Origin of the sequence: Synechocystis sp. FACHB-908 (assembly GCF_014698595.1) — a bacterium.
Classification (GTDB): Bacteria; Cyanobacteriota; Cyanobacteriia; order Cyanobacteriales; family Microcystaceae; genus Synechocystis.
On sequence record NZ_JACJTH010000005.1, the window covers coordinates 20,293 to 46,190 of the forward strand.

Sequence of the window (25,898 nt, forward strand, 5' to 3'; positions counted from 1 at the left end):
GAAAGACCCAATCGCAGCAAGCTGCGGGGTATGCGCAACCCATTTTTAGATCCAACTCAACTTAAAACCTTTTCTAACTCATTTTGTTGCCACAGGGATTGATAAAGTCCTGACTGTTGCAGTAGTTCTTCATGGCTGCCCGTTTGGACAATGCGGCCATGGTCCATGACAAAAATGCGGTCCGCTTGGGCAGCGGCGGAAAGTTGATGGGAAACAAAGAGTACCGTGTTATTGCGGCGGGCCAGGTAATGCAAAATGCGGGTGGCGGTCTGGTTATCCACGCTGGAAAGGGCATCGTCTAGCACCAACAGGGGAGCATCAAGAATTAAAGCTCTGGCTAGGGCAGCCCGCTGTCTTTGGCCACCGGACAGGGTGATGCCTCTTTCCCCCACTAGGGTTTGGTAATGTTGGGGAAAGTTAGCAATTTCCTGGTCTAAATGGGCCTGGTGGGCCGCCTGCTCGATCGCCGTGTCAGTTTGACTAGGATCACTGTAAGCAATGTTTTCGGCAATGGTGGTGCTGAACAAAAAACTTTCCTGGGGCACAAAGGCGATCGCCGAGCGTAAATCGCTGAGGGCAATTTGGGTGATGTCGTAGTCATCAATGAACACCTGACCAGGGGCAATATCCAACAAACGGGGTAAAACATTAACCAACGTAGATTTACCGGAACCGATAGGCCCCACAATGGCCACCATTTCTCCAGGATAAACAGTAAAGTCCACTTGCTCCAACGCTGGCAGGTCGCTACCAGGGTAGCAATAGTTCAGGCCGCGGGCGGTGATTTTTCCGGTGGCCTGAGCCGGACTAAAGGGCAGAGGTTGGGGCACCGTTAAAATTTTCGGAGTGGTATGGAAAATAGCTTCCACCCGTTGAATGCTCACTTCTCCCCGTTGGTAGGCGGTGATGGTAAAACCAAGTAGGGCAGTGGGAAATACCAACCGTTCCACCAAAATGATCAGGGCAATGAAGTCCCCAATGGTGATACTGCCATCTTGAATTAAGCCAGTGCCAAAGGCCAGCAAAATGAGCAAACTGAGGTAAGCCAGACCCTCAATGAGGGGAAAAAGAAAATTTCTAATGCGGGCCAGCTTCAGGTTTGCCTGGAGCAATTTTTGGTTTCTCGTCTGAAAAGCCTGTCGTTCGTTATCTTCCTGGGAATAAATTTTGATTAAACTAATGCCGCTCATATCCTCTTGCACCAGTTCGCTCAGGGCAGACAACTCTTCCTGCACCTCCAATTGATAATCTCGCAACTTACCGCTGAAAAGATTGACACTCATCAGCATCAGCGGATAAACAGAAACCGCCAACAAGGTGAGGGGAATGTGGAGGGCAAACATGGCCGGGATAGTCAGGGCATAGGCAAAAACAGTGTTGATCAAACTCAACACCGCAAAACCCACCAAGCGACGAATATTATCCACATCGCTGGTGGCCCGGTTAATCAAATCCCCAATGGTATTTTCGGTGAAATAGAGGGGCTCTAACTTGAGCAGATGGTCAAAAATTTTCTGTTTGAGCTCGTATTCCACCTGTCTTCCCACCCCAAAAATTAGAATGCGGGAGGCCATGCGGATAAACCACATTAGGGAAGCGAGAACAACAATTAGCACCACAATGCGAGCTACGTCCGATGCCTCAAAGGGGGGCATTAAATCGTCAATACTATCCCGCATCAAAATGGGAATGTAAACCCCCAGGGCATTGGCCAAAAATAGCGCAAAGGTTCCAGCTCCGATCGCCCGCCAATGGGGAGTTAAATAACGAAGTAACTGCTTGACGCTGGGGGCGGCCATGGACGAAACCTAAAGGGAAAACAGCTTTGATCGTAACCCATTTAACGGTTAATTTCCTCTGGCCCAGGTGGAGGAACTGCTCTCCTAAAGTTGCTAAAACTTGCTGAAACGGGAGAATTTTAGCTTTTTGCTTGGTGACCCTTTCCTCGGTGACCTAAACTGCTAAAAGACAGGATTTTGTGTAGTTTTTCAATGGCTTTGGGGCCATGGGGGCCATGGGCGTAAATTTTTTGGCAGGGGATATCGGCGGCACTAAAACGATTCTGGCCCTGGTGACGATAAACGAGAGTAGCCCAGGGTTGGCCCGGCCGGTGACTCTGTTTGAACAGACCTACAGCAGTCCAGCTTTTCCCGATCTGGTGCCCATGGTGCAACAATTCCGTCAAGAAGCAGCCTTTGTGTTGGGTAACCCAATCTCCGTTGCTAAGGCCTGTTTCGCCATTGCCGGCCCTGTGATCGATAACACCTGTCGCCTCACTAATTTAGATTGGCATCTCAGCGGCGATCGCCTGGCCCAGGAATTGGCCATTGCCCAGGTTGACCTCATCAATGATTTTGCCGCTGTGGGTTACGGCATTTTAGGGCTAGGGTCAGAGGATTTAACCGTACTCCAGGCCGCTCCCGTGGATCCGTCAGGGGCGATCGCCATATTGGGAGCAGGCACCGGCTTGGGACAATGCTACGTAATTCCCCAGGGCCAAGGAAGATATCGAGTTTTTGCCTCCGAAGGAGCCCACGGTGACTTTGCCCCCCGATCGCCTTTGGAATGGCAGTTATTGGAGTATCTCAAAAAGAAGTATTCCCTAGGGCGGATTTCCATTGAACGGGTGGTATCCGGCATGGGCATCGCCATGATTTACGAATTTTTGCGGCACCAATACCCAGAACGGGAATCAGCCCAATTCAGCAAACTCTACCAAACCTGGAATCGAGAAAAGGACCAAGAAACCAAAACCGTCGATCTGGCCGCCGCCGTATCCCAAGCCGCCCTGGAAGGCACAGATGTATTGGCTGACCAAGCCATGGAACTTTTTCTCGGGGCCTATGGAGCAGAGGCAGGAAATCTTGCTTTGAAGCTACTACCCAGAGGTGGTTTGTACGTTGCCGGTGGTATTGCCCCCAAAATTATCCCTTTACTGGAAAAGGGCAGTTTTATGCAAGGCTTTAGCGACAAAGGCAGGATGCAAAGCTTAATGGGGACAATTCCCGTACAGGTGGTACTCAACGCCAAAGTTGGCCTAATTGGCGCGGCGGTTTGTGCGGCCCAGTCTTAGGAAGTGGACATTTTTAGTTGTTAACTTTGCCTTTACCTGGGAATTGCGGGGAAGGGTTATGCTGACTTTGGGGGAGATCTGGCCCAATGGGAGTCATGCTTGGGTAATGCAAACAAGATGCTTGACCAATGGGAACTAAGCCCGATCGCCTGGATTGATTTTTGAGGGTTGCCTGATTTTATGTTTGTGAACAGTTCCCCGATCGCCGATGGTTTAAGTGCCTTAGTAGGCTTAGACTCCCAGCCCCTCCAATTCTATGAAAGGGGTGACGTTGTTCCGCCCAAAGACCAGGGGTGTTGGCAAATTTACCGGGGGATTTTACAGGTCAGTCAATGGACCTTGGGAGGCGATGAGGTGCTGATGGGTTGGGCCCAACCCGGTAGTTTTGTGGGCTTAGATTTTAGTGCCCATCAACGGGAAACCTACCAAATTCGAGCTTTGACGGATGTATATCTGCGGGGTTATTCCCTGGAAATGATTACCAACAACGCTAATTTATGTCGCTTGGTGCTTGACCAGACCCTACAGCAGGTGAGGCAGAGGGAAGCTCTACTGGCGATCGCCGGTTATAAACGGGTGGACGAAAGACTCCAAGGCCTACTGAACTTACTAGGACAGGAATTGGGGCAACCAGGGACCGGGGGCATGCGTTTATCGGTGCGGCTCACCCATCAAATGTTAGCCAATGCCATTGGCACCACCAGGGTAACAGTCACCCGTCTGCTGGGGGAATTCCAAACCCAGGGAAAGGTCAGTTTAGACGGCGATCGCCATTTGGTCATTGCCTTGGGAAACTAGGTGTGAACCGGATTGGCAAGGTTTTTTTTGATAGCCTGGACTCAGTTGTTGTGCAGTTGAGGAAATAGTTATGGTCTGGGCAAACCTTGGGCACTGTTGTCGATGGCTTGGGGCTTTGACAGTAGCAACGACTTTGCTGGCCCCCATCCCATTAAAAGCTGGTAGTGCAACGGCGATCGCCTCTCCGCTAACTGGGTTACAAACATTACCATCCCAATTGTTACTAGCGGAAATTATTCGAGGTTGTCCCAGGGCGGAAGTGGTGGAAGCCTATGAAACCAAAACTTATCTAGCCTATATTTGCCAAACCTACGACGGACAAATTTTCTACCGGGGCGTTAATAAAAACAATGGCGACCAGATTAATGTGATGGATGTGCTAATCACCGACAGCGGCACCTACTACGCCACCAATGGAGCCTATACCTATTGGGTGGACCGGCAACAGTTACGGGTAACCAAGAATGGTAAAACTATTTTCTCTGAACCTGTTTTAAGGTAGATGGAACTAGTTAGCCCATTTAGCCCAAGCCCACCATGCAATTGCACCTCTCCACCTGGCCCGAAGTCGAAAATTATCTACAGTCTTCCAGCGGCATTATTTTTCCCATTGGTTCTACGGAACAGCACGGCCCCACTGGTCTGATCGGTACCGATGCCATTTGTGCGGAGGCGATCGCCAAAGGAGTGGGGGAAGCAACTGGAGCAATGGTGGGGCCAACCATTAACGTCGGCATGGCTTTGCATCATTTGGCCTTTCCCGGCAGTATTAGTTTGCGTCCCAGTACCCTGATCCAGGTTGTTATGGATTACGTCAGTAGTTTAGCCAACGCCGGTTTTAGCCGTTTTTACTTCATCAATGGCCATGGGGGAAATATTGCCACCCTCAAAGCCGCTTTTTCCGAAACCTATCACCATTTGGGCAGCCATGGCCAAGATGTCCGTTGTCAGGTGGGTAATTGGTTCATGGCCAGGGGAGTATATCAATTAGCCAAGGAACTCTACAGTGACCAAGAAGGTTCCCACGCCACCCCCAGTGAAGTGGCTGTAACCCAATTTGTTTACCCCGAAGCGATTAAAACTGCGCCGTTAAATTCGGAAGTTGCCTCAGGCCATAGTATTTATAGTGCCCAAGATTTCCGGGCCCATTATTCTGATGGCCGCATGGGCTCCAATCCGGCCCTGGCTACCCCAGAACATGGCCAACGGTTTTATGAAGTGGCAGTGAAGGAATTAAGTGAGAGCTATCAGCGGTTTTTGGCAGAAAATTAGCTTCAATTCAGCCAAATTTCCCCAATGGGCGGATTACTTAATCTTTCTAGGAAAACTGGCAGTAATAAACTGAACCCCCCGATCGGCGATCGCCAAATGCCCCTGGCTAGGTTAAGGTGAACATTGCCCCCGTAGTTGATAGTCTGTCTGCGCCCGCCATGTTGGAAGAACTGAAACAATCCCCCCCTTGGCTCCGGCTGAGTCTGCTCTTTCCTCTCTTTTTCCTCAACGGTTGGTTAATCTACAAAGCCATGGGTTTTTTGCAACCCCTCAGTAGTTTGTTGGTGGCGGCCGCCCTACTAGCTTTTTTATTAGATATTCCCGTCCGAATTTTGGTGGAAAAAGGTCTCAAACGACCCTGGGCGGTGGCTAGCGTTCTACTCATTGCCCTGGTCGTCATCAGTCTTTTTCTGTTAATCGTCATTCCCCTGGCGATCGACCAATTGGGACAACTGCTGGATAACTTACCCGGCTGGTTCCGTTCCGGCAACGCCCAACTGCTGATGCTACAAGCTTGGGTCAATGAGCATTACGCCAATCTCCAGGTGGACCTCCAACCCCTGATCAGTCAGGCAATTGAAAAGTTAAGCCGCATTCTCAATTCCTTTGGCAATCAACTGTTGGGGCTAGTGGGGGTCACCATTAGCACCAGTATTAATGGCTTGATCCTGTTAGTGCTGACCATTTTCCTGGTGCTGGGGGGAGAAAAAATTTGGGATGGCATTTTTAGCTGGTTTCCCCATCCTTGGCAGAGAGATTTGCAAAATTTAATTCGGGATACCTTTGAAGGATATTTTGCCACCCAGGCAATTTTAGCGGGTATTCTCTCGGTGGCTCAAATGGTTGTGTTTACCCTACTCCAAGCCCCCTATGCCATCCTTTTTGCCATTACCATCGGTCTAAGCACTTTGATTCCTTTTGCCAGTGCTTTAAGCATTATTGTCATTAGTCTGTTGCTAATGTTGGAAAACTTTTGGTTGGGGGTAAAAATTCTTTTGGCGGCGGTGATTGTGGGGCAAATTAATGATAATGTCATCTCCCCTCGTTTGATGGGTAACCGCACCGGTTTAAATCCTGCTTGGATTATTGTTTCTTTGTTTGTAGGCAGTAAATTAGGGGGAGTTTTGGGTCTGTTGGTGGCGGTGCCCCTAGCCAGCGTTATCAAAGCAACGAGCGATCGCCTGCGGGGATTACCGAAAAAATCTGGGGAACAGCCCGCTGAAGTTTCAGTGGTTTCGACCTAAATTTTTGGATAATTGTTAAGGGTTAAAGCCTGTAGGACTTTATTTTTTACTGTCTCTGTCTTTTAAAATTTTTCGCATTTCGACCATCCATGGACCAGGACAAATATCTTAGTAGTTACGATTACCATCTCCCTGCAGATTGTATTGCCCAAACCCCCGCCGTTCCCCGGGATCATTCCCGTCTACTGGTGGTGAAAGACCCATTCACCGTGGACCACCAACATTTTTATGATTTGGGTAACTATCTGAAACCGGGGGATTTATTAGTCCTCAATGACACGAAGGTAATGCCCGCCCGTCTCCATGGCCAAAAAGAAAATGGCGTGGCAGTGGAGATTTTACTCTTGACAGAGTGTACTGAAAACCAATGGATTGCCCTAGTCAAGCCAGGCAAAAGATTAAAGCTGGGGGCCAAAGTTAAATTTCCCGCCAGGGATGGGGAAAAGCCCGACCTCTGGGCCACCATTTTGCAACGGGACGATGCCACGGGGGGACGGTTATTAGAATTTGTTTTGGAGCCGGGACAAAGACTCTGGGATGTGTTGCCAGACTATGGTGAAATTCCCTTTCCTCCCTACATCGGTGATCGCCAAGCCACGAATGACCAATATCAAACCATCTATGCGGAAAAATTAGGAGCGGTGGCGGCCCCCACAGCGGGGTTACATTTCACCGAGGAATTGTTCACAAAACTAGCCCAACAGGGAGTACAGACAGCGAAAGTTACTCTCCATGTGGGCATTGGCACCTTTCGCCCCGTGGAAGCGGAAAATATTCTCGACCACGTAATGCACCAAGAATGGATTGATGTACCTCCAACGACGGTGGAAGTGATTGAAAAAACTAGGGCCAGTGGGGGCAGAATTTTTGCGGTGGGCACCACGGTGGTGCGCTGTTTGGAAGGCATGGCCCAGGAAAGTGATTTTCCCCGGCAACCCCTGCAACCCTTTCGGGGCCAGACGGATTTGTTTATTTACCCCGGTTATCAATGGCGCTTAGTGGATGGGCTGATTACCAATTTTCACTTGCCCAAATCCAGTTTATTAATGTTGGTCAGTGCCCTAATCAGCCGCCCCCGGTTAATGGCCATTTACGAAACGGCGATCGCCAAAGGGTACCGATTTTACTCCTTTGGAGATGCCATGGTGATTCTGCCGGAAGCTTGCCGAGGACAGGAAAAAATTCGATAAAACTAGGGGCTGGGTATTATTTAAATCGGTTTATATTCAACCGAATTAACCTAAAAATAGGCTAATTTTTCCAGGCCAAATCGGGCCGTAATCTCCGCTAAACGAGATAAATTTTCCCGCTCCGACTCGGTTAGGTAGGGCACAATCCCCAAAACCGGCAAATGGGTAAAGGATTCCAACATAGCTGGAGTGGCCCAGTCTTCCACCTTGCCCTCCGCCTCCGGGCTAGCACAACTGAGCACTAAGCCCTTCAGTTTGACCTTAGTTTGTCTGGCCAAGGCCACCTGGGCGATCGCCTGGCCCATGGCCCCCAGTTGCACCGGCACCACCAAAATAGTTTCCAAACGCCAAAGGGCGGCAATATCCGCCACTGTCAGTTCGTGGGTAACGGGGGAACCCAAACTACCCAGGGCTTCCACCAGTACATGGTCATGGTTTTGTTGCATTGTCTGCAAAGTCTGCCAGACTACTCCCAAATCAATGGTTTTTCCTTCTTGGTCAGCGGCCAAAGGAGGAGCTAGGGGCGTAGCAAATTTCAGCGGCGTCACCACATCCCAGCGGGTCAGATGGCCGAATAATTGTTGGTAAAGCTCGTCATCCCCCAGACCAGTCTGCATCAACTTCATTAGTCCGAAAGACTGATCTTTGCCACACTTCCACCAGTAGGCCGCCAACGCCGAAGTAGTTACCGTTTTCCCCACCCCTGTGTCGCAACCCGCAACTAATAAAGTTTTTTGGTCAACGGCTCGGGAAAAATTCGACATGGGGAGCAAAAACTGGGAAGAGAAATTTATTGGAGGTTAATTTAAGTTTTGCAAAACCTAAAGAGATTGGCGAGGAAAGAATCCGCTATGATTGGATCGAAAACCCTGGGTTTGCTTCCGGGCACCCGACTAAGGGAAACACCAGTAATCTGCCATGACATGGGGGTAAAGTGTCTGCCGTGAGCCGTATCGCTACTTTAACACGTCAATCGATGCTGTCTGCCTTATCTGACAACAATCGCTTACGTCTTTTTTCCGGATCATCCAACCCATCTTTATCCCAAGAAGTGGCCCGTTATTTGGGCATGGACATCGGCCCCATGTTGCGGAAACGGTTTGCCGATGGAGAACTCTACATTCAAATCCAGGAATCCATTCGGGGCGGTGACGTTTATCTGATCCAACCCTGCTGCCATCCGGTTAACGATAACTTGATGGAATTGCTGATCATGATCGATGCCTGCCGTCGTGCTTCAGCCCGCCAGATTACCGCCGTGTTGCCCTATTACGGTTATGCGAGGGCAGATCGTAAAACCGCTGGTCGGGAATCCATCTCGGCCAAGTTAGTTGCTAATCTCATCACCGGTGCCGGGGCCCAACGGGTTTTAGCTATGGACCTCCACTCTGCCCAGATCCAGGGTTATTTTGACATTCCCTGCGACCACATGTACGGTTCCCCCGTTATTATCGACTACCTAAAAAGTAAGCAACTAACTGACTTAGTGGTGGTTTCCCCCGACGTGGGAGGGGTAGCCCGGGCTCGGGCCTTTGCCAAAAAGTTAAACGATGCCCCCCTGGCCATTATTGATAAACGTCGTCAGAGCCATAACGTTGCAGAAGTATTAAATCTCATAGGTGACGTGGACGGAAAAACCGCCGTGCTAGTGGATGACATGATCGACACCGCTGGTACTTTGTCGGAAGGCTCCCGTTTGCTCCGGGCCCAGGGCGCTCGTCAGGTCTATGCCTGTGCCACCCATGCTGTTTTCTCGGAGCCGGCCATCAATCGCCTTTCTGGTGGCTTGTTTGAAGAGGTGATTGTTACCAATACCATTCCCGTGCCTGACGATCATCATTTTCCCCAACTGACTATTCTTTCCGTGGCTAATTTAATTGGGGAAGCGATTTGGCGCATCCACGAGGAAAGCTCCGTCAGCAGTATGTTCCGCTAGGAATAACAATAATTTTTTGTGGACAATGGTAAAGCTGGATAGCCAGGCTGGCCAAAGCTGGGACGGGGTGATAGTCTTGGTTAAGTAATTTGAAGCTGATGCCGCCTTGGGCCATGCCTTGGTTCGGCAATTTCTTTGGCTATGCTAGTAGTTGGGCGGTCAATGCCGTCATCCAGTTACTATTTTCGGGCTCAGGCTTGTTTGCAAGCTTTGTTCTATGCCCGGTTCTGTTGCCTCAATTGCTAACTCTTGAGGATTTCTCAAATAGATTTCCACTAGACATTCCCCCTTTTCCATCTCAATTTCCTCGGAGGCCAAGCCATGTCTATGCCATCTATGCCTAAATTTTCCCAAGCTAAATTGTCCAAAAAACTACTCGCGCTTCTCTCCCTAAGTGGTGTTTTGGTGATGGGGTTGCCTGCCATTGGTTTTGCCCAAGGTAACTCTGGATTCACTATTTTTAGTGGGGTGGATAATCGTAGCGATATTCTGGATTACTACTTACAATTCAACGGTCGTTCTGGTCAAAGGGACCGCTATAAACTGTATATCCCCGCCAAGAAAATGACCCAGGGGGCGAAAGTTCTATACGTTTCCTACCCCGAAAATTTTGATGGCACTTTCGATGTAGATAAAGTCCGGGTTGAAACTAAACGCCAGGGAAACATTGAAATTGAAGATGTGGTTTGGGACAAAGAAAGTCGCTTTTTACAGATTGTTTTGGCAGAGCCAGCAGAACCCAACAGTCAGGTGACCATTACCCTTTCCAATGTTACTAACCCCAGCCTTGGAACTTATTACATGGTGGCCGATGCCATGGTATCCGGTGATATTCCCGTCCGAGTTTATTTAGGGACTTGGATTGTGAGTATTAACCGCTAGTTGGTTTATCCTATGGGGGACTTTTGTCGGGGTTTCGATTGACAAGACTGGCAAAGACGGGTCAAGGATAATTTTTGTCCCCGCCTTCTGAACCTGTGATTTTAAATTGTCCCTCAGGTTTAGATTCAGGTTAGATTGACACTAATTCAATCTTATCTGTGTGATCTTTACCAACGGCATTTCCTTGGTTTTTATTAATTGCATTGAGTAGCGATAACTTTGATGATTACCTACTGCCGCCGAACTGTTGCGGCTATTTTTCTGGCAATTTTTTCCTGGCCGATCGCCCCTGGGCAAACTGCTCCTCCCAGGCCAGTGGACAAGACAGTGGAGTGCGAAATTTTGATAGTGGGGGGTGGATTAGCCGGCACAGCAACGGCCTATGAAGGTCTGTTGGCGGGGAAAAATGTTTGCATGACGGAGCTGACGGATTGGGTGGGGGGTCAACTTACTTCCCAGGGCACCGCCGCCCTCGATGAACGGCCAACCCAAACGGATAAGTTGTTTTATCCCCGGGGTTATCTGGAGCTACGGCAACGGATTAAGGATTTCTACGGTGTGCAAAATCCCGGCAAATGCTGGGTAAGCCGCTCTTCTTGTTTCCTACCCAAGGATGGCCATGACATTCTGATGGCAATGCTGGAGGATGCAGAAAAGAAAGGCCAGGGCACTCTGCAATGGTTTCCTAACACGGTTATCAAAGAATTAGTCTTAGCCCCCACCGCCCTTGGGGAAGCAGGAGAAGAAATTATTCAGGCGATCGCCATTCAGCACCAACCGGCTCCCAACGCCCCACCGTTGAACAGTCAGTTTTTATCCCAGACCATTGAAGATAGTTACCGCTACGAAGATTCGGAGCAATTCACTAAAACTATCATTAACTTCACTGCGCCCCAAAGTAACCAGGGTAGAACAGCCCAATGGTTGGTGGTGGAAGCTACGGAAACCGGGGAATTAATTGGTTTAGCAGATGTGCCCTACCGGGTAGGAGTGGATCCCCGCACCTATCTTGATCCCTCCTCTTCTAGTGTGGAAGGCTTTGCCTACTGTACCCAGGGCTTCACCTACACCTTTGCCATGGAGGCCACCACCGAGCCCCAACCCCAACCAGAGCCGGATTTTTACCAAAGATTTACTCCCTATTACAGCTACGACCAATCCCGGTTTGATTTTGATGCGCTGTTTACCTATCGACGCATTTGGAGTCCCGATGGGCTAGGTATTTTTGAGCCTGCTACCCCTAACCAACCGAAAAATCGCTTTGGGGTTAGTCCCACCCAGCCAGGGGAAATTTCCATGCAAAACTGGTTGCCGGGAAACGATTACACTCCCGGTACTCCTAGGGACAATTTTGTTTACACCAGAGAGCAACTACAACAAACAGGACAACTGGAACCAGGGGGTTGGCTAGGGGGACTGCGGACGGAAAGCTTAGCCAATGGCGAAAAAATCGCCTTGGGTTTTTACCATTGGTTAGTGGCGGGTACCACCGATGCCAAGCTGGGCGACAATGTCAAAACGCCCAATCCCAATAACCGTTTGCTGAAGGGGCTGGATAGTCCCATGGGCACCGAGCATGGTCTTTCCAAGTTTCCCTATATTCGGGAAGGGCGCAGAATCATTGGCCGGCCGGATTTTATTTACCCCAACGGATTTGAAATCAATGAAACGGATATTTCCCGCCAGGATTTTAAAGACGATTTTTACCGGGAAAATCTTTCTCCTAGGGATTACCGTCGTTTACACGCAGAGCTAGCGGGCATTGACGGTTTGGATGTGCTTGATGGTAGCCTTTCCCCCGATGCAGTGGAGCGTCGCCAGCGGGCCACCATGTATCCTGATTCCGTGGGCATTGGCCATTACAACATTGATTTTCATCCCTGTTATCTGGAATATCCAGTGGAAAAACCCGGCAACATCGAGCGACCGGGGGAACGCCAAGCCCATACTCCTTCCTACCCGTTCCAAATTCCCCTGCGGGCCATGATTCCCCAACGCGTCGATAATCTCTTAGTGGTGGGAAAAACCATTGCCACTAGTCATATTGCGGCGGCGGCCTATCGGGTGCATTCCTTTGAATGGTCTTCTGGGGCGGCGGCGGGTATTGTGGCGGCGGATGCGTTGCAAAATGATTATTTACCCTATCAATTGGTAAATCAAACCGCTTTAATTGCCAATCAAAAATTGTTACAGTTGCGGCGCAAAATTGACAGTACTGGCAACCCGACAGCTTTTCCCAACACGTCTATTTTCACCAGCTTTGAAAATTGGAAATAGGAGTTTTAAAGTTCTAATTTTGTATTTTTCCTTAATTGAAATATGCTTTTGCTGCCGCTATAAATTTAAAAAAAAGAGAGATATTGCTGCCTTTACCCCTTTCTCTCAATTTTTTTTAAATGAACTCCTTGATTTTATTTGTGAAATTCATCAAAAACATATATTAGTAATTCCACAAAGAAGCCCTTTCATGATTGAAGTCCCACTGGATGGATTGCTTGAATTATCGCTATTGTCTTGATATCGTTCAGCTTCAGGACTATTGGAGATTTCATTTTTGATATTATCAAAAGTACTACCAGCCATGACTGCATTGCGATAACCTTGTAGCCCCACTGTGTCAGCATTACGTCCTAAATATTGTTGATATAAGCTATCCATTGCTGTTTTAAATTTTTGGCTGTTTACCAAATCTTGACGGGCTTCGAGCAAGGAATAATTACGATTACTGTTCATTGACCGATTGTAATCCCTTACATCGTTGGAGTTGGCATTACGACCCAACACTTGAACATACATGTCATTGAATTGACGTTGTCGTACAGAATTATTGCCTTGGTTATAATTACCGCCATTATTTAAGTTTCTGGCTTCAGTGCTATTGTTGATTTCGTTGCGAATATTTCCTAAGTTTTGGCCATTAACAACTACACTACGATAATGCATTAAGCCATTGTCATCAATATTTCGGCCTAAGGATTCTCGGTAAAAGCTATTAACAGATTGGTAAAATTCTTCACTATTAACTAGGTTTTCTCTGACTTGTGCCAAAGACCAACCTCGGTTATTAATAGTCTGGGTAAAGTCCCGTAATTCATTGCTGGTGGCGTTACGCCCCAAAACCTGTATAAAAAGGTTATTTATCTCTGACTCACGGTTATAACGATTATCAGAAGTATAATCAAAACGTCCATAGCCAGGACAGGTAATAAAACTGCCCTCCCTCAAGCAGGTAATACTTTGAGATTGGGCCATGGCTGGAATTAAACTGGTTAAGCCAAGAATCAGCAAAGTTGATGCAGATAAAATAGAAGTCTTCATAATTAAAATTCCAATTCGGATATCTCAATTTTAATGAGGAAGTGGGTTATTTATGGGTGGAATTGTGTAAATTGATTAACTGTGATGGTGGACTATTTTAGTCAGAAAGTTAATCAATAGCTATGTCAATACTTTGGGACAAATAAAATAATTCCATTGAATAATTTTTAAAATGCTTTTAGTAATGGATCTTGCTATTCCACTGCTCCTTGATGGGACTAGAATAAACAACTAGGCCGATCGCCAAATTGCTTTGTCTACAGGAAAAATAGCAAAATTTGATCCACCAAATTAACTTCGTCGAGGGCGATAAGGGCTACCCCAGCGGTAATCACGCCGATGCCCAGCCACCGAGCCAGGGGAATGGTTTCTTTCAGCAAAAATTTGGCCCCCAATAGGCTCATGACGTAACCCAATGCCCCCGCTGGTCGGATCAGGCTAATATCGGTCCAACTGAGCAGGGAAATAAAAGTAACAAAACTGATGGTTTGGCAACCAATGCCCCCTAACACTGAGGGATGGGAAAGAATACGACCAATTAACTTGACCATTTTCAGGGGCGATTGTAACCTCACAGGGCCAATTTGTTTCATGCCCCGGGCAATGAGTACGTCCCCAGCGGAATCGGTGAAAATTAAAATCAAAATGCCAAACCAAACCCGAGAAAGGGCAATGCCCACAGGAAATAACCACAATGGCGATCGCCGGGAAGACTTAACTGGTACGACCGGGGCTGGGGTCGGGCTAAACTTTTCCCCCATTAGTTGGGAACGGTGGCGATGTTCTGACCAACAGACAATAAATACTCCACTGGCGATCATAAAAGTGGCCAGCCAACGGTAAAAGGAAACTTCTTCCCCCAGTATTAGCCATGCCAGTAGGGCATTGAGAATGTAGCTGGAAGAAAATAGGGGCAGAACTAAACTTAAATCCAGCCGGGATGTAGCGGTGAAATAGAGAAACAGGGCAAACAGTAACGTGATTACCCCCACCACAATCCAGGGGGAAGTGAGCAGATAGAGAAACAATGTCCACAAACCTGCAAGACTATAATCTTCCACTGCGCCGAACACTTTCATGCCCCGGCTGAGCCAAATATCCCCCAACACCTGGGTAGTGACCATGGTCAGCAGGAGGCCAATGGTTTTCCACTCCGTTAACGTTAAGCGTTTAGCTCCGGTGAGCAAAGTTAATGATCCTCTTCGTTTAGATGTGAATAGGCCATACTTGCCTTCATGGACTAACCTAACTGATAAACATGGCCAGGCCATCAGTGGCCTTGAGTAGGCGATCGGCCGCCCGTTCTGGGTGGGGCATCATGCCCAGCACATTACCTTGGACATTGGTAATGCCAGCAATATTGTGCAAAGAACCGTTGGGATTGCTGTCCGTTGTCAATTCCCCCTGGGCGTTGCTGTAGCGGAAGAGAATTTGCTCGTTATCCTCCAAGGCTTTCAACGTATCCCCATCAGCAAAATAGCGGCCCTCGCCGTGGGCAATGGGAAGGGTGATTACCTGTTGGGATTGGTAACCCTTTGTCCAGACTGTCTGGTTACTTTCAACCCGCACGGTCACCCGGTCACAGATGAAATGTAAATCCCGATTGCGAATTAAAGCCCCCGGCAGTAAACCAACTTCCGTTAGCACCTGAAAACCGTTACAGATACCCAACACCCTTTTGCCTGCGTTGGCATGGTCAATGATGGCGGTCATAATAGGAGAAAATCTGGCGATCGCCCCACAGCGGAGATAATCACCGTAGCTGAAGCCCCCTGGCAAAACCACCACATCTACCCCGTGGAGATCGGTTTCTTGGTGCCAAATAAATCGAGTTGGCTGGTCTAATAAACCGGCGGTGACGGTGGCAATGTCCCGATCGCAGTTGGAACCGGGGAAAACAATAATACCAAAACTGGTCATGGTGTGACGGCACCTTCTAGGGCGGTAATTTCAAAGCAATAATTTTCGATCACCGTATTGGCCAATAGTTGGTCACACATGGTGTCTAGCTGTTGGGAAGCGGTGGCTTCGTCCGGGGCCTCGAGGGTTAACTCAATGTATTTACCAATTCTGACCTGGGAAACGCCATCGTAGCCCAATTGTTGCAAACCAGATTGCACAGCAGTCCCAGCGGGGTCAAGCACGGAGGGACGTAGGGTAACGTAAATACGACAATGGTAGGAATGGGACATGGAGGGCCTTACCGGGGAATCTGCCACTGTTAATCCTGCCTTAGAAAGTCTTTCTCGGCAAGACTAGCCCCAAATCTAGATCTCGAAAATGAAATCACTTTACTGCTAAAGAGCGCCGGATTATTTTGTGCATAACTAGGCTTTATTGATTCCAAGGCACTTAGCCAAATTATGCTGAAAATAAGCGATGCTAACGACTTTGAGTTGGGTTAAAAACTGACAACTATTTTAAGGTACATCTCTTTGAATGAAAGTAGCGTCATTTCTGAAAATTGTGCTTTCTGTAAATCCGCTAAATTTATCAAGCCACAGTTCAAAGTTTCGATGTCGAATATAGTGACCTGGATAATTGTTTGATTCAAATGATACTCCCCCTTGGGAATTTAATCCATTTCTTGGACAAAAAGTTGCATCCTGCCTAAAAAGATCATTGTTTTCATTGGCAGACAAAATTATGCGATAGTTTCTATGTCTTAGGAAGTAATTCGGAAAGTTTCTAGATTCTAAAGAAATGCAATTAGGGTTTGCTAATCCTGTTGTGACGCGAAAACTAGAATCCAATTCATCTAAGCTTGTCTTGACGGGTTCAATGTAGCCCAGATAGTTTCTGTGACGTATGTAACGCTGGGGATAATTGACTGACTCATAACGAACATAAGGGCTTTGGGCTTGGATTTGCCTAGGTCCACCCAAAATAGCCATAGAGGGAATCGCTAAGGCCACTGTCAAGCCAAATAGGGGGAGAAGTGGTAAAAGTTTCATTTTATTTTACCTTCCGTTTAATCCGACAATCTAGGCTGGTAAATTAATACTTAGACTCTTTTTTGGTGAACCTATTTCCTAGATATATCTCGATTATATCAAGCTTTTTTGCATGACCAAAGCATGGGGAGTAAAACCAAATTTTTCATATAATTTCATTGCCCCTTGGTTATGGCTAAAAACCTGCAATGCTATTAATCGATCACCTCTTTGTTGGCCCCATTGTTGGGCCTGTTCCATCAAGGAAGTAGCAATGCCCCGACGACGGTGGGCCGGCTCCACATAGAGCATGAAAATATGTCCATGGCGATCGCCTGTGACCTGATCAATGGCGTTACCTAACCAAAGGCCGGCAATGGGTTGGGGACGAGTGATTTTCTCTGCCGAATTTGTTTGATTAAAACCATCGGCTGGCCCAATTGTCGGATTGATTTGGGCCATTAATCCCAGGGGATCTTCCCGTGGAAAAAAAGGGCTATCATGGTCGTTATGATTAGAATTTCCTTGGGTCGTTTCCGGCACAACCCACCACAATGGCGATCGCCAAGAAAAATAGCTTTCCACTGTTTGTTCTAAATGGGGAAAGTCGCACAGTTCCGGGAAAAGGGAATGGTAGGTACGCTCCAGAAAATCCACCAGTAACCGCCGATCTCTGGTAGTCCCTTTATAAAGGCAATAGCCGGGGGGACTCAACGGTGATTTTTCCATAGGTTACTGAATGTGTTGGCCGGAATAGGTGCATTGATCAGATTTGCCAATTCCCTTAATATTTCCCAGACCGCAATGAAGTATTCCCTTAAAAAGCTGTTGGGGTTTGGGCTTATCCTCATCCTAACGGCGATCGCCTTAATTAGCCTGCGTCCCAAGCAAGTTTTACAGCCGCTCATAGTAGGCATGAATGACTGGCCTGGCTATAGCGTGATTCTGTATGCCGAATCTAAGGGTCTATTCACCAAGCGGGGACTAGACGTTAAATTAGTTCATTTTGAAGAACAGAATGATAATCTCCGGGCCACAATGCGGGGCTACCAGGATGCCAGTTTTGCCCCCCTACCCCAGGCCATGCAATTGGATTTTCCCCAAGACACCCCAGAGTTTATCCTGGTTGCCGATGTTTCGGCCGGTTCCGACGGCATTGTGGCCCGGCCGAGATTAAATTTCATGGCCCAGATGCCTGGCAAAAAGATTAGCGCCCGGTTTGGTAGTCTTGCCCACGTAATTTTGCTAGAAGCTCTGTGGGCCAACGACCTAGACCTGGATGAAGTGGAAATTATTGACATATCGAACGAAGAAGGAGTCAATCACCTCAAAGATGGTTCCATTGACGCAGCGGTGCTTTGGGACCCCCTGTTGGAGAAAACAGCAGAAGAAATTGGGGGAAACATTATCTACACCACGGCCGAAATCGACAGCATGGTGGTGGATGGTCTGATAACCCGTCCAGCAGTAGTTGAAGAAAAACAGGAGGAATTAATTCGGTTTATTCAGGTATGGCTGGAGGTGATGGATGCGGTGGAAACTAATCCCGAAGAAGTTTTTACCATTGTGGCCCAACAGTTGGATGTGCCTGTGGAGGTCTTTGTCCAAGGTTTCCAGGGGATGATTCACGGCGATCGCCTCTTGAATGAAAAAATGTTAGTGCAAAGACAATTAGAATCCGTCATTTCTAGAGGCTATCGGTTGCTACTAGAAAGTTATGGTCATCGCCTGATTATTCGAGATGATATTGTCATCAATTCTCGACTGTTTTCCCAAGCTGTGGAGCGGTCTTAAGAATGGTTCAGGAGAAACCACGTTTTACCCGGCCTCTCCGTTACCAGTTGCTAGCTGGTTGCGCCCTTATTTTGATGATCACCAGCGCCATAGCCGTAGTTTTAACCAGGCAACAATTACAAGAAAAATCAAGAATTAATATTATCACAAGGGCCCAGCGATTAACCGAAGGTTTAGAGTTTGCGGCGGAAGGTTTGGTGGAAACCAAGGATGTTTATCGCCTCAATCGTTTGGCCCAAAACTATGCGACTTGGCCCAACGTACAAACAATTTCAATCGTTGATCCCAATGGCATTCTCATTGCCCATGGTGGAGAAATAAAAATGGTACGGGGAGAAAAATATGCCCAAGTCACACCAGCTCTTTTTCCTATTTTTGAACAGGTTTCCATCAGCGGTATCCCCCAATCCCTAATTACCCAAATTGAAGAAGAAGAAGTGGTGGTTTACGCTCTTCCCTTTAACACTTACTCTTTCCCTGAGCAGGGAGAAAGTTACCGTGATCAAAATAGTCACCGACGGGGAGTAGCAATCACCATTCTATCAAAACAGGAATTAAACCGAGAGGTTAACCAGGGACTTTTGCTCGTGGTGGGTTCGTTCATTATTGGGATAGTAGTAATTCTCCTGCTTTTAGGGTTATTAATTAGATATGCGGTGTTGCTCCCTTTGGGGAAACTGCACCGGGCCTTAATTAACTATGACAATACTGAGCAGTTTAATTTGCCCCCTCTACCGAGCAATGAAATTGGTTTTTTGGGCCAAACCCTGGTGCAGACCTTCAATCAATTGCAGATTTATCAACGAGAAGCCCTAGAAATTGCCGAAAGAAAATATGTGGAAATTGCCCAACGCTATGAATTAGCTTCCCAGGCCACAAGGGTATGGGTGTGGGAATGTCAGCCTAAAATACACTACTTTGAAGTGGACCCCAATTTGATTACTTGGCTTGGCTTTGAGCAACCCCTTGAACCGGCAGATGGGGATTTTTTCATTCACCTTGGCGATCGCCCAATGTTTTGGCAGGCCATTGAGCAAAGCTTGGAAGATCCCACCATGGAACTATCCACAGAACTCCGTTTGGAAGCGGCCAATGGGGAAATTTATCATTGTTTGTTGCGGGGGCAAATCCATCAGGAACAAGGGGAGGCATTTGTGAAAATTATCGGTACGATCGCCGATATTACGGAGATTAAAAAAGCAGAAGAACAACTAAAACTTTCCAACAAAATTTTAGCCAAAGCCACTCAACTCAAAGACGAATTTCTGGCCAATATGAGCCACGAATTACGCACTCCCCTCAACTCCATTTTGGGCATGATAGAGACTCTACAAAACCAAGTTTATGGTCCCCTCAACGGTAAACAAGTCCAGTCGTTAGAAATAGTAGAAAATAGTGGCCGACACTTACTTTCATTAATTAATGATATTCTTGACCTTTCTAAAATTGAAGCGGGCAGAATGGATTTGGATTTAAACCCCACCAGCGTGTCAGCATTGGTCAATCATAGTTTAACTTTTGTCCAACAATTTGCGATCCAAAAACAAATTAATTTGTCGTCTGAAATTATTCCCAATTTGCCTGATGTGCTAGTGGATAAGCGACGACTTTGTCAAGTTTTAATTAACCTACTGAATAACGCCATTAAATTTACCCCAGAAGGGGGAAAAGTAGTCGTACAGGCTGACTTAATAAAGGAGCAGGGGAAAGAAAATAGCCAGTCGCCACCACAGTTAAGTTTCACTGTTTTCGATACTGGCATTGGCATTGAGGCGGATAGACTAAACAATATTTTTGAGCCGTTTGTGCAGATTGATAGCGCCCTTAACCGTCGCTATGACGGCACTGGATTGGGCTTATCTTTAGTGAAAAAAATTGTTGAACTCCATGGCGGCTCAGTGACAGTGACCAGCAAGCTCAATGAGGGCAGTCGTTTTAAGATTACCATTCCCTGTGTTTTTCAAGATAAAGATGGGCCGCGCCACCGGGGGCAACTGGTGGAGGTTACTAATCACGGCAGTCCGACTCCGATAATCATCACTTTAATTAGTAAAAATTCTGCCTATGCCACCACCCTAAGTAGTTATTTCCGAGCTAAAGGATACCAAATGCAATGGTTAAATTGTCTTTATCCAACCGCAGCGGAATTAACCCAATTAGTCAAAATCGGTGATCAATCCTGCCATGTATTGGTGATGGATTTAGCCAATACCGGGGAAGAAGTGAAGGATAAATTGGATGAAATTCGTAAATTTTTCGGCTCTAGCCCCATCACAATTATTGCCTTAGTGGATGCCACAGAACAGACAAAAAGTAACATTGCCCAACTAGAAATTGCCACCAACGAATTATTAGTTAAACCTGTGCGTTTCCATCGCTTAATGGAAATTGTCCGGGAAGAGACTTGTCCCGTTCCCCGTTAACGACGAGAACCATCGGGCATGGTTGTTTCCCAAAATTCCGCCTCCTCCAAATCGACATCGGTTAAGTTGGCCGCCGTTAAATTGGCCCAGGCTAGGTTGGCTCCTTTCAGATTAGCTCCAGTTAAATCCACATCCCGCAGAAAACTCCGTTCCAAATTAGCGCCGCTCAAATCCGCCCCGGCCAGATTGGCTTCAGTTAAGGCCGCTTCGGTTAAATCCGTTTCACTCAGATTTGCCCCTGTCAAGTTGGCCCGGTCCAACAACGCCCGCCGTAAATTCACCCCCGATAAATTTGCCCCCGATAAATCAGAACGGTTCAAGCGGGCATTTTCCAAATTAAACTCCCGCAGGTCTGCCCCCGCTAGATTGCAATCAAGACATTCCCCTTTCTCCCGCAACTGGGATAGGGGATCAATTTCTTCCTTGGGCTGATTACAAGCCGTCAGAGCTAGGATTCCTACCAATGGCAGGGTTAGGCTGAGTTTTTTGTTATTCATTGCGATCTAAGTTCCTCTAAGGTTTTTTGTTGGGGGGAGAGAAGATAAAACGCATCCCGTCCCGCATTATCACTGACGATGTGGAGAAATTGGGGTAGTTTGTCTTGCCGATAAACCTCATATACCCGCAATCCCGTATCTCGATAACTCTCACTCAGACGGAAGCCTTGTGCCTCCAAACGGGCTTGGAGGTCTTGGGTGACGTCCCGCACCGTGGCCCCTGCCAGAAAATGACAATCCTCTGAGCCGTAGCATCCTGATTGAGCTCCTTCTAAGTGGGCAATGCCAGCGATGAGTTCCCTCTTAGGCTGAGGGAAGGAGGAGGGTTCAATACTTTTAATCTCATTCTCAACCTCCTGCCCTTGGTCAGAGCGGGATTCTGGAACCGATTCAGGCTCAATTTTTTCGTTGTCCTGCCTTTGATTCGGTTCGCCCTGGGGTGCCTTTACTGCTTTAGGGGAGGCTTTCGGTAGAGGAGTGGTTTGGGGAGGAGATGGTGGTGGCGCTATAACATCAGGCACTACTTCACGAACAGATTGAGACCCAGGGAGAGGCGCTAAAACTTGGGGGGATTTCTTTGGCGGAGGTTCTGCCATGGGGGCCGGTGTCACTAGGTCGGCGAGGGGCACTGTGGCGATCGCCTCGGAAGCAGAATCCTTTGATGGGGGGGGGAGAGGCTCCAACTCCGCTGCTGGGGGGGGCAAGGGTAACCAGAGTAACCCTCCATGGATTGTAGAAGCACAGATAAATGCTAGGGGAAATTTTAACTGATGCCAGGAGAGGGGCCACATGGAATCCAAAAAAAGGGAAGAAACAGAAGACTGGCAACAAAAACACCGTACCTCTGAAAGTTTGAGAACGGCGTTTGATCCTGCCAAAACCATATCGTGTTCTAACCCCTATATGCAATTTATATGCAATAATCAGAGGCCAAACTCCGGCAATTGTCCAATTTTTTTTGCATTACTGCCAGCCAACTTCATTCATTAAACGAGCTGAATCGGGTTGGTAACGTCCCAAGTTAGAAACATTGAGGGGGTCTCCTTTTAGTTGGCCATGGGCGGCTAGCACAGGATCAATGGGTACCCCTGGAATTACCGGATACTCATTGTTGCCCTCAGCAAAATAACGTTGGGCGTCATCACTGGCTAGATATTCCAGGAAGGCGATCGCCGCGTCTCGATTGGGGGCATTTTTCAGCACCCCAGCCCCACTGACATTGACATGGGTTCCCCGCTCTCCGGAGCCAGTGTTTGGAAAGAAAAGGCTGACTTTTTCCACCACTTCTTGATCGGCGGGATCGGTGGACTTTTGCAGGCGGATATAGTAGTAGCTATTGGCGATCGCCACATCTCCGATGCCGGCGGCAATAGCACGAATTTGTGCCGTGTCATTACCCTCCGGTTGCCGGGCAAAGTTACCCACCAAGCCTTGTAACCAGCGGCGGGTTTCTGGCTCTCCATGGATGGCAATGCGGGAAGCAGTTAGGGAAAGGTTATATACATTACTGGAAGGGCGCACCAGAATTTTTCCTCGCCATTGGGGATCCGCCAGGGCTTCGTAGGTGGAGAGATCCGCTGGATTGACCCGGTCGCGACTGTAATACAACACCCGGGCTCTCTGGGTGAAGCCATACCATAGCCCATCAGGGTGGCGCAAATTTTCGGGAATGCGCTCATTCAGCTTGCCGCTGCGCACCGGTTGGAAAAGTCCCGCCTGTTCCGCCCGCCATAACATACCGGCATCTACGGTGAATAAAATATCCCCTGGACTATTAGCCCCTTCACTTTGGATACGCTCAATCAGTTCTTCGGCACTGGCCTCAATGAGGTTAACCTCGCCAAAAGCATCGTAGAGGGCATCATCGGTGTTGTAATGCCGTGAAGAATAGAGGTTGATCGTGCGGGACTGGGCAGAGGCCCGCCGGGGCAAATTAGCTACCACTAGGGCAGTGAGGGCGGTGCCGCCCACAAAAAAAGTCCGCCGGGAAATCTTAGTTGTCATCGAAGTCTAGGGCAATGGATAGTGGGCAATTTAAAATGAAAGTAATCAATAGTGCAGGCTCAACCCAGTCCCCTTAATCCGAACTAGGCCCCATGTCTGGGCTTGTTTGGCTAGTGATAGATAGCTTAATGGGCATCTGGAGTGGGTCAACCTCGGATAGTCAACTTTATTGCAAATAAAGTGCAATAATCCATAAATTATTGAAGCACTTGTGCTGGATAATTGCAAGAGATTATTATTTAGAAAATTTCCCTGTTTTCTGTCCATGGCCCCATCCCCCCTGTTTTTGACTCAAACTCCGCGGCTACTCGATGAGTTTCTTAAGGGAGGGGTAGTGATGTTTCCTTTGTTACTGCTGTCCATCCTTGCCCTTACCACTGCCTTCGAACGAGGTTGGTTTTGGAGTCGCCTACTGATTCAAGAAGACCAGGTTGTGCGGGATGTGCTCGATGCGGCGGTTGAGGATTTGGTAAAGGCTCGGGAAATTGCTGAACATGCTCGACATTTAGCCATTGGTCGTTTTCTGCTGGCTCCCCTTAAACTACGCCATCCTAGTCCAGAAACTTTCCGTTTGGCCATGGAAGCCACCGCCGATAAAGAATTTGCCCGAATGCGACGGGGGGATAAACTCCTGGAAACTATCATTGCCCTAGCTCCTCTCTTGGGCTTGTTAGGCACCGTAACGGGCTTAATTCGCACTTTTAACAATCTCAATATCGGGGGAGGAGGCTCCAGTGCGGAGGCTACCCAGGCCGCCTCGGGCATTGGAGAAGCGTTGATTACCACGGCAGCGGGGATGATGGTGGCGATTTTTGCCCTGTTAGTATTTAGGGTTTTGGTCAGTTTACAGTCCCAACAAATGGATTATTTTGCCGCAGTGGGCAGTGAATTAGAACTTATTTACCGTGAGGTCTGGTACGAACCTCATCAGCCAATGCCCAATTTATTAATGGCGGCTAGAATTGCTGAGCCATAACCGATGAAAAGCCGAGTCAGGGGGGCAAGGACTCCAGGGATTAATTTAGTACCGATGATTGATGTCTTGATGTCGGTATTAACCTTTTTTGTAATTTTAACCATGTCTTTGACTGGTAGGGTGATCGCCGATCTAGAGCCACCGGAGAGCGCAGGCGGTTTTGCCAAAGAAGAGGATTCATCCCCCCAAACAAAGGTCAAGGCACCTAGTTTAGATGTGGGTTTAAATCGTCAGGGTGACGTTTTGCTGGGAGGCAATATCGTCGAAAGGGATAAATTATTAACGGCGATCGCCACCTTTTTAGCGACCCATCCCCAGGGTGAGGTGAGGTTAACGGTGGACGGACAGTTAAACTATCGTCAAGTGGATGATTTATTAGTCCAAATGGTGGAAGTAGGCGGCGATCGGGTCCTTTTGGTGGTTCATAAATCAGACCCAGAGCTATGAAATTTAGACACCGACAAGACCGGGACAAATTGCCGGAACTAGAAATTACCCCCATGCTCAATGTGATGCTGGTCGTGTTGGCCTTTTTTGTCGCCGTTGCCGCCAACCTAGCGGAAGAGGGAGCATCTTTGCTGGTTCGTTTACCCCAGGAAGCTGAAACTACGGAGGTCCAATCCGCCGAAGCGCCATTAGAAAACCCGGAAGAGCCGCAATTTCTCCCAGTGGTGTTACACCCAGGGGGAAAACTCTCGGTAAATGATCGCCCTGTGGAAAAAGCTCAACTTCTACAGCAGTTACCTAACTATTTGCAACAGTCCCCCCAGCGCTACGTTTACCTGCGGGTGTCAGGGGACGTTCCCTATCAAAGTGCCATTGAAATTCTCTCTAGCTTGAAGGAAGTGGGCGGTGATCGGGTTTCCCTCTTAATTGGTGCTGGGGCCATGCCTTGAGTATGGATGGAAACAATGATCAATATAAGTCGACACAGGTGTTGGATAAAAAGTGATTTTCTCTGTCACTCCAATAGGATATTTTTTATATTTTTCTGTTCGATCAACCGAGGTTGTCTAAAATCCTCTACTAATTTTTAAGAAATAATTGATTCCTGCTTAAAGGAAATTTTTATACTTGAAAAACCAGCATTATTTAAACGTTTCTTAATTTCTTCTTTTGCATCTACATAGTTTTTAAATTCAAGCGATTTTCCAAAAGGAAGCCAAACACTACAATTAGAATCTAAGATTTTGATGTTAACTTTAGCTGGTTGTAAATATCGTCTCTTTGATATGTAAAGCTTATCAATATACCCAGTTCCTTCTTCTGGAATAGTAGCGACTTCGGCAAATCCTTTTAGGTATTCATTAAATATCAACCATGCAATTTTATCTACTTTTTGTAAGAAAGTGTTTGAAAAGTTTTAAGCAAGCCTTTGAAGCATGAGATGAACCATGGCAACATAGAGCATTGTCTCACTGGTGGTAGGTAAATATTCATAATCTTTGCTTAAACGACGATAACGACCAAACCAAGCAAAAGTGCGCTCGACTACCCAACGGCGGGGTAGGACTTCAAAGCCTTTTTGTCCCTGCTTTTTGCTGACCACATTCAAGGT

The 25,898-nt window shown here is 47.6% G+C and carries 27 protein-coding genes; 14 read left to right on the plus strand and 13 right to left on the minus strand.

All coding sequences use genetic code 11. From position 1 onward, the window contains the following. Positions 1–56: 56 nt before the first annotated feature. The gene (locus H6G46_RS00675) at positions 57–1,799 is read right to left on the minus strand and encodes an ABC transporter ATP-binding protein (protein ID WP_010873840.1); all 1,743 of its coding nucleotides are present in this window, start codon (positions 1,797–1,799) and stop codon (positions 57–59) included. Between the two features lie 206 nt (positions 1,800–2,005). On the opposite strand from H6G46_RS00675, the gene glk reads away from it, so the two are divergent. From glk to queA, 6 genes are all read left to right on the plus strand, one after another. Continuing rightward, positions 2,006–3,073 carry a glucokinase gene (gene glk / locus H6G46_RS00680; protein ID WP_010873839.1) on the plus strand — a complete coding sequence of 356 codons (1,068 nt, stop codon included), beginning with the start codon at positions 2,006–2,008 and terminating at the stop codon, positions 3,071–3,073. 180 nt (positions 3,074–3,253) lie between these two features. Continuing rightward, positions 3,254–3,871, plus strand: a complete 618-nt coding sequence (locus H6G46_RS00685; RefSeq protein WP_010873838.1) for a Crp/Fnr family transcriptional regulator — start codon at positions 3,254–3,256, stop codon at positions 3,869–3,871. A 70-nt stretch (positions 3,872–3,941) separates the two neighbouring features. Beyond that, positions 3,942–4,373 (plus strand): hypothetical protein, encoded by a 432-nt coding sequence (locus H6G46_RS00690; protein WP_010873837.1) that lies wholly within the window; start codon positions 3,942–3,944, stop codon positions 4,371–4,373. 35 nt (positions 4,374–4,408) lie between these two features. Continuing rightward, complete coding sequence (locus H6G46_RS00695) at positions 4,409–5,143, plus strand: creatininase family protein (protein ID WP_010873836.1); 735 nt, start codon at positions 4,409–4,411, stop codon at positions 5,141–5,143. Positions 5,144–5,259: 116 nt separating this feature from the next. Further along, positions 5,260–6,387, plus strand: coding sequence for an AI-2E family transporter (locus H6G46_RS00700; protein ID WP_010873835.1), 1,128 nt, complete (start codon positions 5,260–5,262; stop codon positions 6,385–6,387). A gap of 89 nt (positions 6,388–6,476) precedes the next feature. After that, positions 6,477–7,577 (plus strand): tRNA preQ1(34) S-adenosylmethionine ribosyltransferase-isomerase QueA, encoded by a 1,101-nt coding sequence (gene queA, locus H6G46_RS00705; RefSeq protein WP_010873834.1) that lies wholly within the window; start codon positions 6,477–6,479, stop codon positions 7,575–7,577. A 50-nt stretch (positions 7,578–7,627) separates the two neighbouring features. Here queA and bioD read toward each other — a convergent pair whose 3' ends face one another. Continuing rightward, complete coding sequence (gene bioD, locus H6G46_RS00710) at positions 7,628–8,341, minus strand: dethiobiotin synthase (RefSeq protein WP_010873833.1); 714 nt, start codon at positions 8,339–8,341, stop codon at positions 7,628–7,630. A gap of 170 nt (positions 8,342–8,511) precedes the next feature. On the opposite strand from bioD, the gene H6G46_RS00715 reads away from it, so the two are divergent. The 3 genes from H6G46_RS00715 (at position 8,512) to H6G46_RS00725 (ending at position 12,672) form a co-directional block, all read left to right on the plus strand. Beyond that, positions 8,512–9,513 carry a ribose-phosphate pyrophosphokinase gene (locus tag H6G46_RS00715; protein WP_010873832.1) on the plus strand — a complete coding sequence of 334 codons (1,002 nt, stop codon included), beginning with the start codon at positions 8,512–8,514 and terminating at the stop codon, positions 9,511–9,513. Between the two features lie 321 nt (positions 9,514–9,834). Next, complete coding sequence (locus tag H6G46_RS00720; RefSeq protein WP_010873831.1) at positions 9,835–10,395, plus strand: DUF2808 domain-containing protein; 561 nt, start codon at positions 9,835–9,837, stop codon at positions 10,393–10,395. A 222-nt stretch (positions 10,396–10,617) separates the two neighbouring features. Beyond that, entirely contained in the window at positions 10,618–12,672 is a 2,055-nt protein-coding gene (locus tag H6G46_RS00725) for an FAD-dependent oxidoreductase (RefSeq protein ID WP_010873830.1), read from the plus strand. 150 nt (positions 12,673–12,822) lie between these two features. Here H6G46_RS00725 and H6G46_RS00730 read toward each other — a convergent pair whose 3' ends face one another. The 6 genes from H6G46_RS00730 to H6G46_RS00755 all read right to left on the minus strand — a co-directional run bounded on the left by H6G46_RS00730 (position 12,823) and on the right by H6G46_RS00755 (position 17,375). Continuing rightward, positions 12,823–13,713, minus strand: a complete 891-nt coding sequence (locus H6G46_RS00730; protein ID WP_010873829.1) for a hypothetical protein — start codon at positions 13,711–13,713, stop codon at positions 12,823–12,825. Between the two features lie 257 nt (positions 13,714–13,970). Next, positions 13,971–14,900 carry an EamA family transporter gene (locus H6G46_RS00735; protein ID WP_020862035.1) on the minus strand — a complete coding sequence of 310 codons (930 nt, stop codon included), beginning with the start codon at positions 14,898–14,900 and terminating at the stop codon, positions 13,971–13,973. A gap of 58 nt (positions 14,901–14,958) precedes the next feature. Next, entirely contained in the window at positions 14,959–15,633 is a 675-nt protein-coding gene (gene purQ, locus H6G46_RS00740) for a phosphoribosylformylglycinamidine synthase subunit PurQ (protein WP_010873827.1), read from the minus strand. After that, on the minus strand, positions 15,630–15,932 hold the full coding sequence (gene purS, locus H6G46_RS00745; protein ID WP_010873826.1) for a phosphoribosylformylglycinamidine synthase subunit PurS: 303 nt from the start codon (positions 15,930–15,932) through the stop codon (positions 15,630–15,632). The genes purQ and purS overlap by 4 nt, the downstream gene beginning before the upstream one ends. Before the next feature lie 201 nt (positions 15,933–16,133). After that, positions 16,134–16,667 (minus strand): AbfB domain-containing protein, encoded by a 534-nt coding sequence (locus tag H6G46_RS00750; RefSeq protein WP_010873825.1) that lies wholly within the window; start codon positions 16,665–16,667, stop codon positions 16,134–16,136. A gap of 93 nt (positions 16,668–16,760) precedes the next feature. After that, a complete protein-coding gene (locus tag H6G46_RS00755) occupies positions 16,761–17,375 on the minus strand; it encodes a GNAT family N-acetyltransferase (RefSeq protein WP_010873824.1) in 615 nt (204 codons plus the stop codon). Between the two features lie 75 nt (positions 17,376–17,450). Here H6G46_RS00755 and H6G46_RS00760 point away from each other — a divergent pair, with 75 nt between their 5' ends. Continuing rightward, positions 17,451–18,440: an ABC transporter substrate-binding protein gene (locus H6G46_RS00760; protein ID WP_020862037.1), complete on the plus strand. Its 990-nt coding sequence runs from the start codon at positions 17,451–17,453 to the stop codon at positions 18,438–18,440. 2 nt (positions 18,441–18,442) lie between these two features. Then, the gene (locus tag H6G46_RS00765; RefSeq protein WP_010873822.1) at positions 18,443–20,863 is read left to right on the plus strand and encodes an ATP-binding protein; all 2,421 of its coding nucleotides are present in this window, start codon (positions 18,443–18,445) and stop codon (positions 20,861–20,863) included. Here the strand turns inward: H6G46_RS00765 and H6G46_RS00770 are convergent. The 3 genes from H6G46_RS00770 to H6G46_RS00780 form a co-directional block, all read right to left on the minus strand. Continuing rightward, positions 20,860–21,360, minus strand: a complete 501-nt coding sequence (locus H6G46_RS00770) for a pentapeptide repeat-containing protein (protein ID WP_010873821.1) — start codon at positions 21,358–21,360, stop codon at positions 20,860–20,862. The two genes, H6G46_RS00765 and H6G46_RS00770, sit on opposite strands and share 4 nt — an antisense overlap. Further along, positions 21,357–22,151 (minus strand): hypothetical protein, encoded by a 795-nt coding sequence (locus tag H6G46_RS00775; RefSeq protein ID WP_223211296.1) that lies wholly within the window; start codon positions 22,149–22,151, stop codon positions 21,357–21,359. The genes H6G46_RS00770 and H6G46_RS00775 overlap by 4 nt, the downstream gene beginning before the upstream one ends. Before the next feature lie 172 nt (positions 22,152–22,323). Then, the gene (locus tag H6G46_RS00780) at positions 22,324–23,364 is read right to left on the minus strand and encodes a Fe(3+) ABC transporter substrate-binding protein (RefSeq protein ID WP_010873819.1); all 1,041 of its coding nucleotides are present in this window, start codon (positions 23,362–23,364) and stop codon (positions 22,324–22,326) included. A 211-nt stretch (positions 23,365–23,575) separates the two neighbouring features. Here H6G46_RS00780 and H6G46_RS00785 point away from each other — a divergent pair, with 211 nt between their 5' ends. From H6G46_RS00785 to H6G46_RS00795, 3 genes are read left to right on the plus strand one after another with little or no spacing between them, the layout of a single operon-like run. Then, the gene (locus H6G46_RS00785; protein ID WP_010873818.1) at positions 23,576–24,340 is read left to right on the plus strand and encodes a MotA/TolQ/ExbB proton channel family protein; all 765 of its coding nucleotides are present in this window, start codon (positions 23,576–23,578) and stop codon (positions 24,338–24,340) included. Positions 24,341–24,343: 3 nt separating this feature from the next. Further along, on the plus strand, positions 24,344–24,787 hold the full coding sequence (locus H6G46_RS00790) for a biopolymer transporter ExbD (protein ID WP_010873817.1): 444 nt from the start codon (positions 24,344–24,346) through the stop codon (positions 24,785–24,787). Beyond that, a complete protein-coding gene (locus H6G46_RS00795; RefSeq protein ID WP_010873816.1) occupies positions 24,784–25,236 on the plus strand; it encodes a biopolymer transporter ExbD in 453 nt (150 codons plus the stop codon). Before H6G46_RS00790 ends, H6G46_RS00795 begins: the two co-directional genes overlap by 4 nt. Before the next feature lie 137 nt (positions 25,237–25,373). On the opposite strand, the gene H6G46_RS00800 is transcribed toward H6G46_RS00795, so the two are convergent. Together H6G46_RS00800 and H6G46_RS00805 are read right to left on the minus strand one after the other, a co-directional pair. Then, positions 25,374–25,658, minus strand: coding sequence for a hypothetical protein (locus H6G46_RS00800; RefSeq protein WP_020862042.1), 285 nt, complete (start codon positions 25,656–25,658; stop codon positions 25,374–25,376). Between the two features lie 45 nt (positions 25,659–25,703). After that, on the minus strand, positions 25,704–25,898 hold a 195-nt coding region (locus H6G46_RS00805), incomplete at its 5' end, for a transposase (protein WP_190759817.1).

Excerpts from the sequence above, each read along its gene's own strand:
- queA (WP_010873834.1), top strand. The coding sequence starts at position 6,477 with ATGGACCAGGACAAATATCTTAGTAGTTACGATTACCATCTCCCTGCA.
- H6G46_RS00690 (WP_010873837.1), top strand. The coding sequence starts at position 3,942 with ATGGTCTGGGCAAACCTTGGGCACTGTTGTCGATGGCTTGGGGCTTTG.
- H6G46_RS00675 (WP_010873840.1), bottom strand. The coding sequence starts at position 1,799 with ATGGCCGCCCCCAGCGTCAAGCAGTTACTTCGTTATTTAACTCCCCAT.
- H6G46_RS00790 (WP_010873817.1), top strand. The coding sequence starts at position 24,344 with ATGAAAAGCCGAGTCAGGGGGGCAAGGACTCCAGGGATTAATTTAGTA.
- purQ (WP_010873827.1), bottom strand. The coding sequence starts at position 15,633 with ATGACCAGTTTTGGTATTATTGTTTTCCCCGGTTCCAACTGCGATCGG.
- glk (WP_010873839.1), top strand. The coding sequence starts at position 2,006 with ATGGGGGCCATGGGCGTAAATTTTTTGGCAGGGGATATCGGCGGCACT.
- H6G46_RS00765 (WP_010873822.1), top strand. The coding sequence starts at position 18,443 with ATGGTTCAGGAGAAACCACGTTTTACCCGGCCTCTCCGTTACCAGTTG.
- H6G46_RS00780 (WP_010873819.1), bottom strand. The coding sequence starts at position 23,364 with ATGACAACTAAGATTTCCCGGCGGACTTTTTTTGTGGGCGGCACCGCC.
- H6G46_RS00685 (WP_010873838.1), top strand. The coding sequence starts at position 3,254 with ATGTTTGTGAACAGTTCCCCGATCGCCGATGGTTTAAGTGCCTTAGTA.
- H6G46_RS00695 (WP_010873836.1), top strand. The coding sequence starts at position 4,409 with ATGCAATTGCACCTCTCCACCTGGCCCGAAGTCGAAAATTATCTACAG.
- H6G46_RS00750 (WP_010873825.1), bottom strand. The coding sequence starts at position 16,667 with ATGAAACTTTTACCACTTCTCCCCCTATTTGGCTTGACAGTGGCCTTA.
- H6G46_RS00770 (WP_010873821.1), bottom strand. The coding sequence starts at position 21,360 with ATGAATAACAAAAAACTCAGCCTAACCCTGCCATTGGTAGGAATCCTA.
- H6G46_RS00720 (WP_010873831.1), top strand. The coding sequence starts at position 9,835 with ATGTCTATGCCATCTATGCCTAAATTTTCCCAAGCTAAATTGTCCAAA.
- H6G46_RS00755 (WP_010873824.1), bottom strand. The coding sequence starts at position 17,375 with ATGGAAAAATCACCGTTGAGTCCCCCCGGCTATTGCCTTTATAAAGGG.
- H6G46_RS00730 (WP_010873829.1), bottom strand. The coding sequence starts at position 13,713 with ATGAAGACTTCTATTTTATCTGCATCAACTTTGCTGATTCTTGGCTTA.
- bioD (WP_010873833.1), bottom strand. The coding sequence starts at position 8,341 with ATGTCGAATTTTTCCCGAGCCGTTGACCAAAAAACTTTATTAGTTGCG.
- H6G46_RS00775 (WP_223211296.1), bottom strand. The coding sequence starts at position 22,151 with ATGTGGCCCCTCTCCTGGCATCAGTTAAAATTTCCCCTAGCATTTATC.
- H6G46_RS00795 (WP_010873816.1), top strand. The coding sequence starts at position 24,784 with ATGAAATTTAGACACCGACAAGACCGGGACAAATTGCCGGAACTAGAA.
- H6G46_RS00725 (WP_010873830.1), top strand. The coding sequence starts at position 10,618 with ATGATTACCTACTGCCGCCGAACTGTTGCGGCTATTTTTCTGGCAATT.
- H6G46_RS00760 (WP_020862037.1), top strand. The coding sequence starts at position 17,451 with ATGAAGTATTCCCTTAAAAAGCTGTTGGGGTTTGGGCTTATCCTCATC.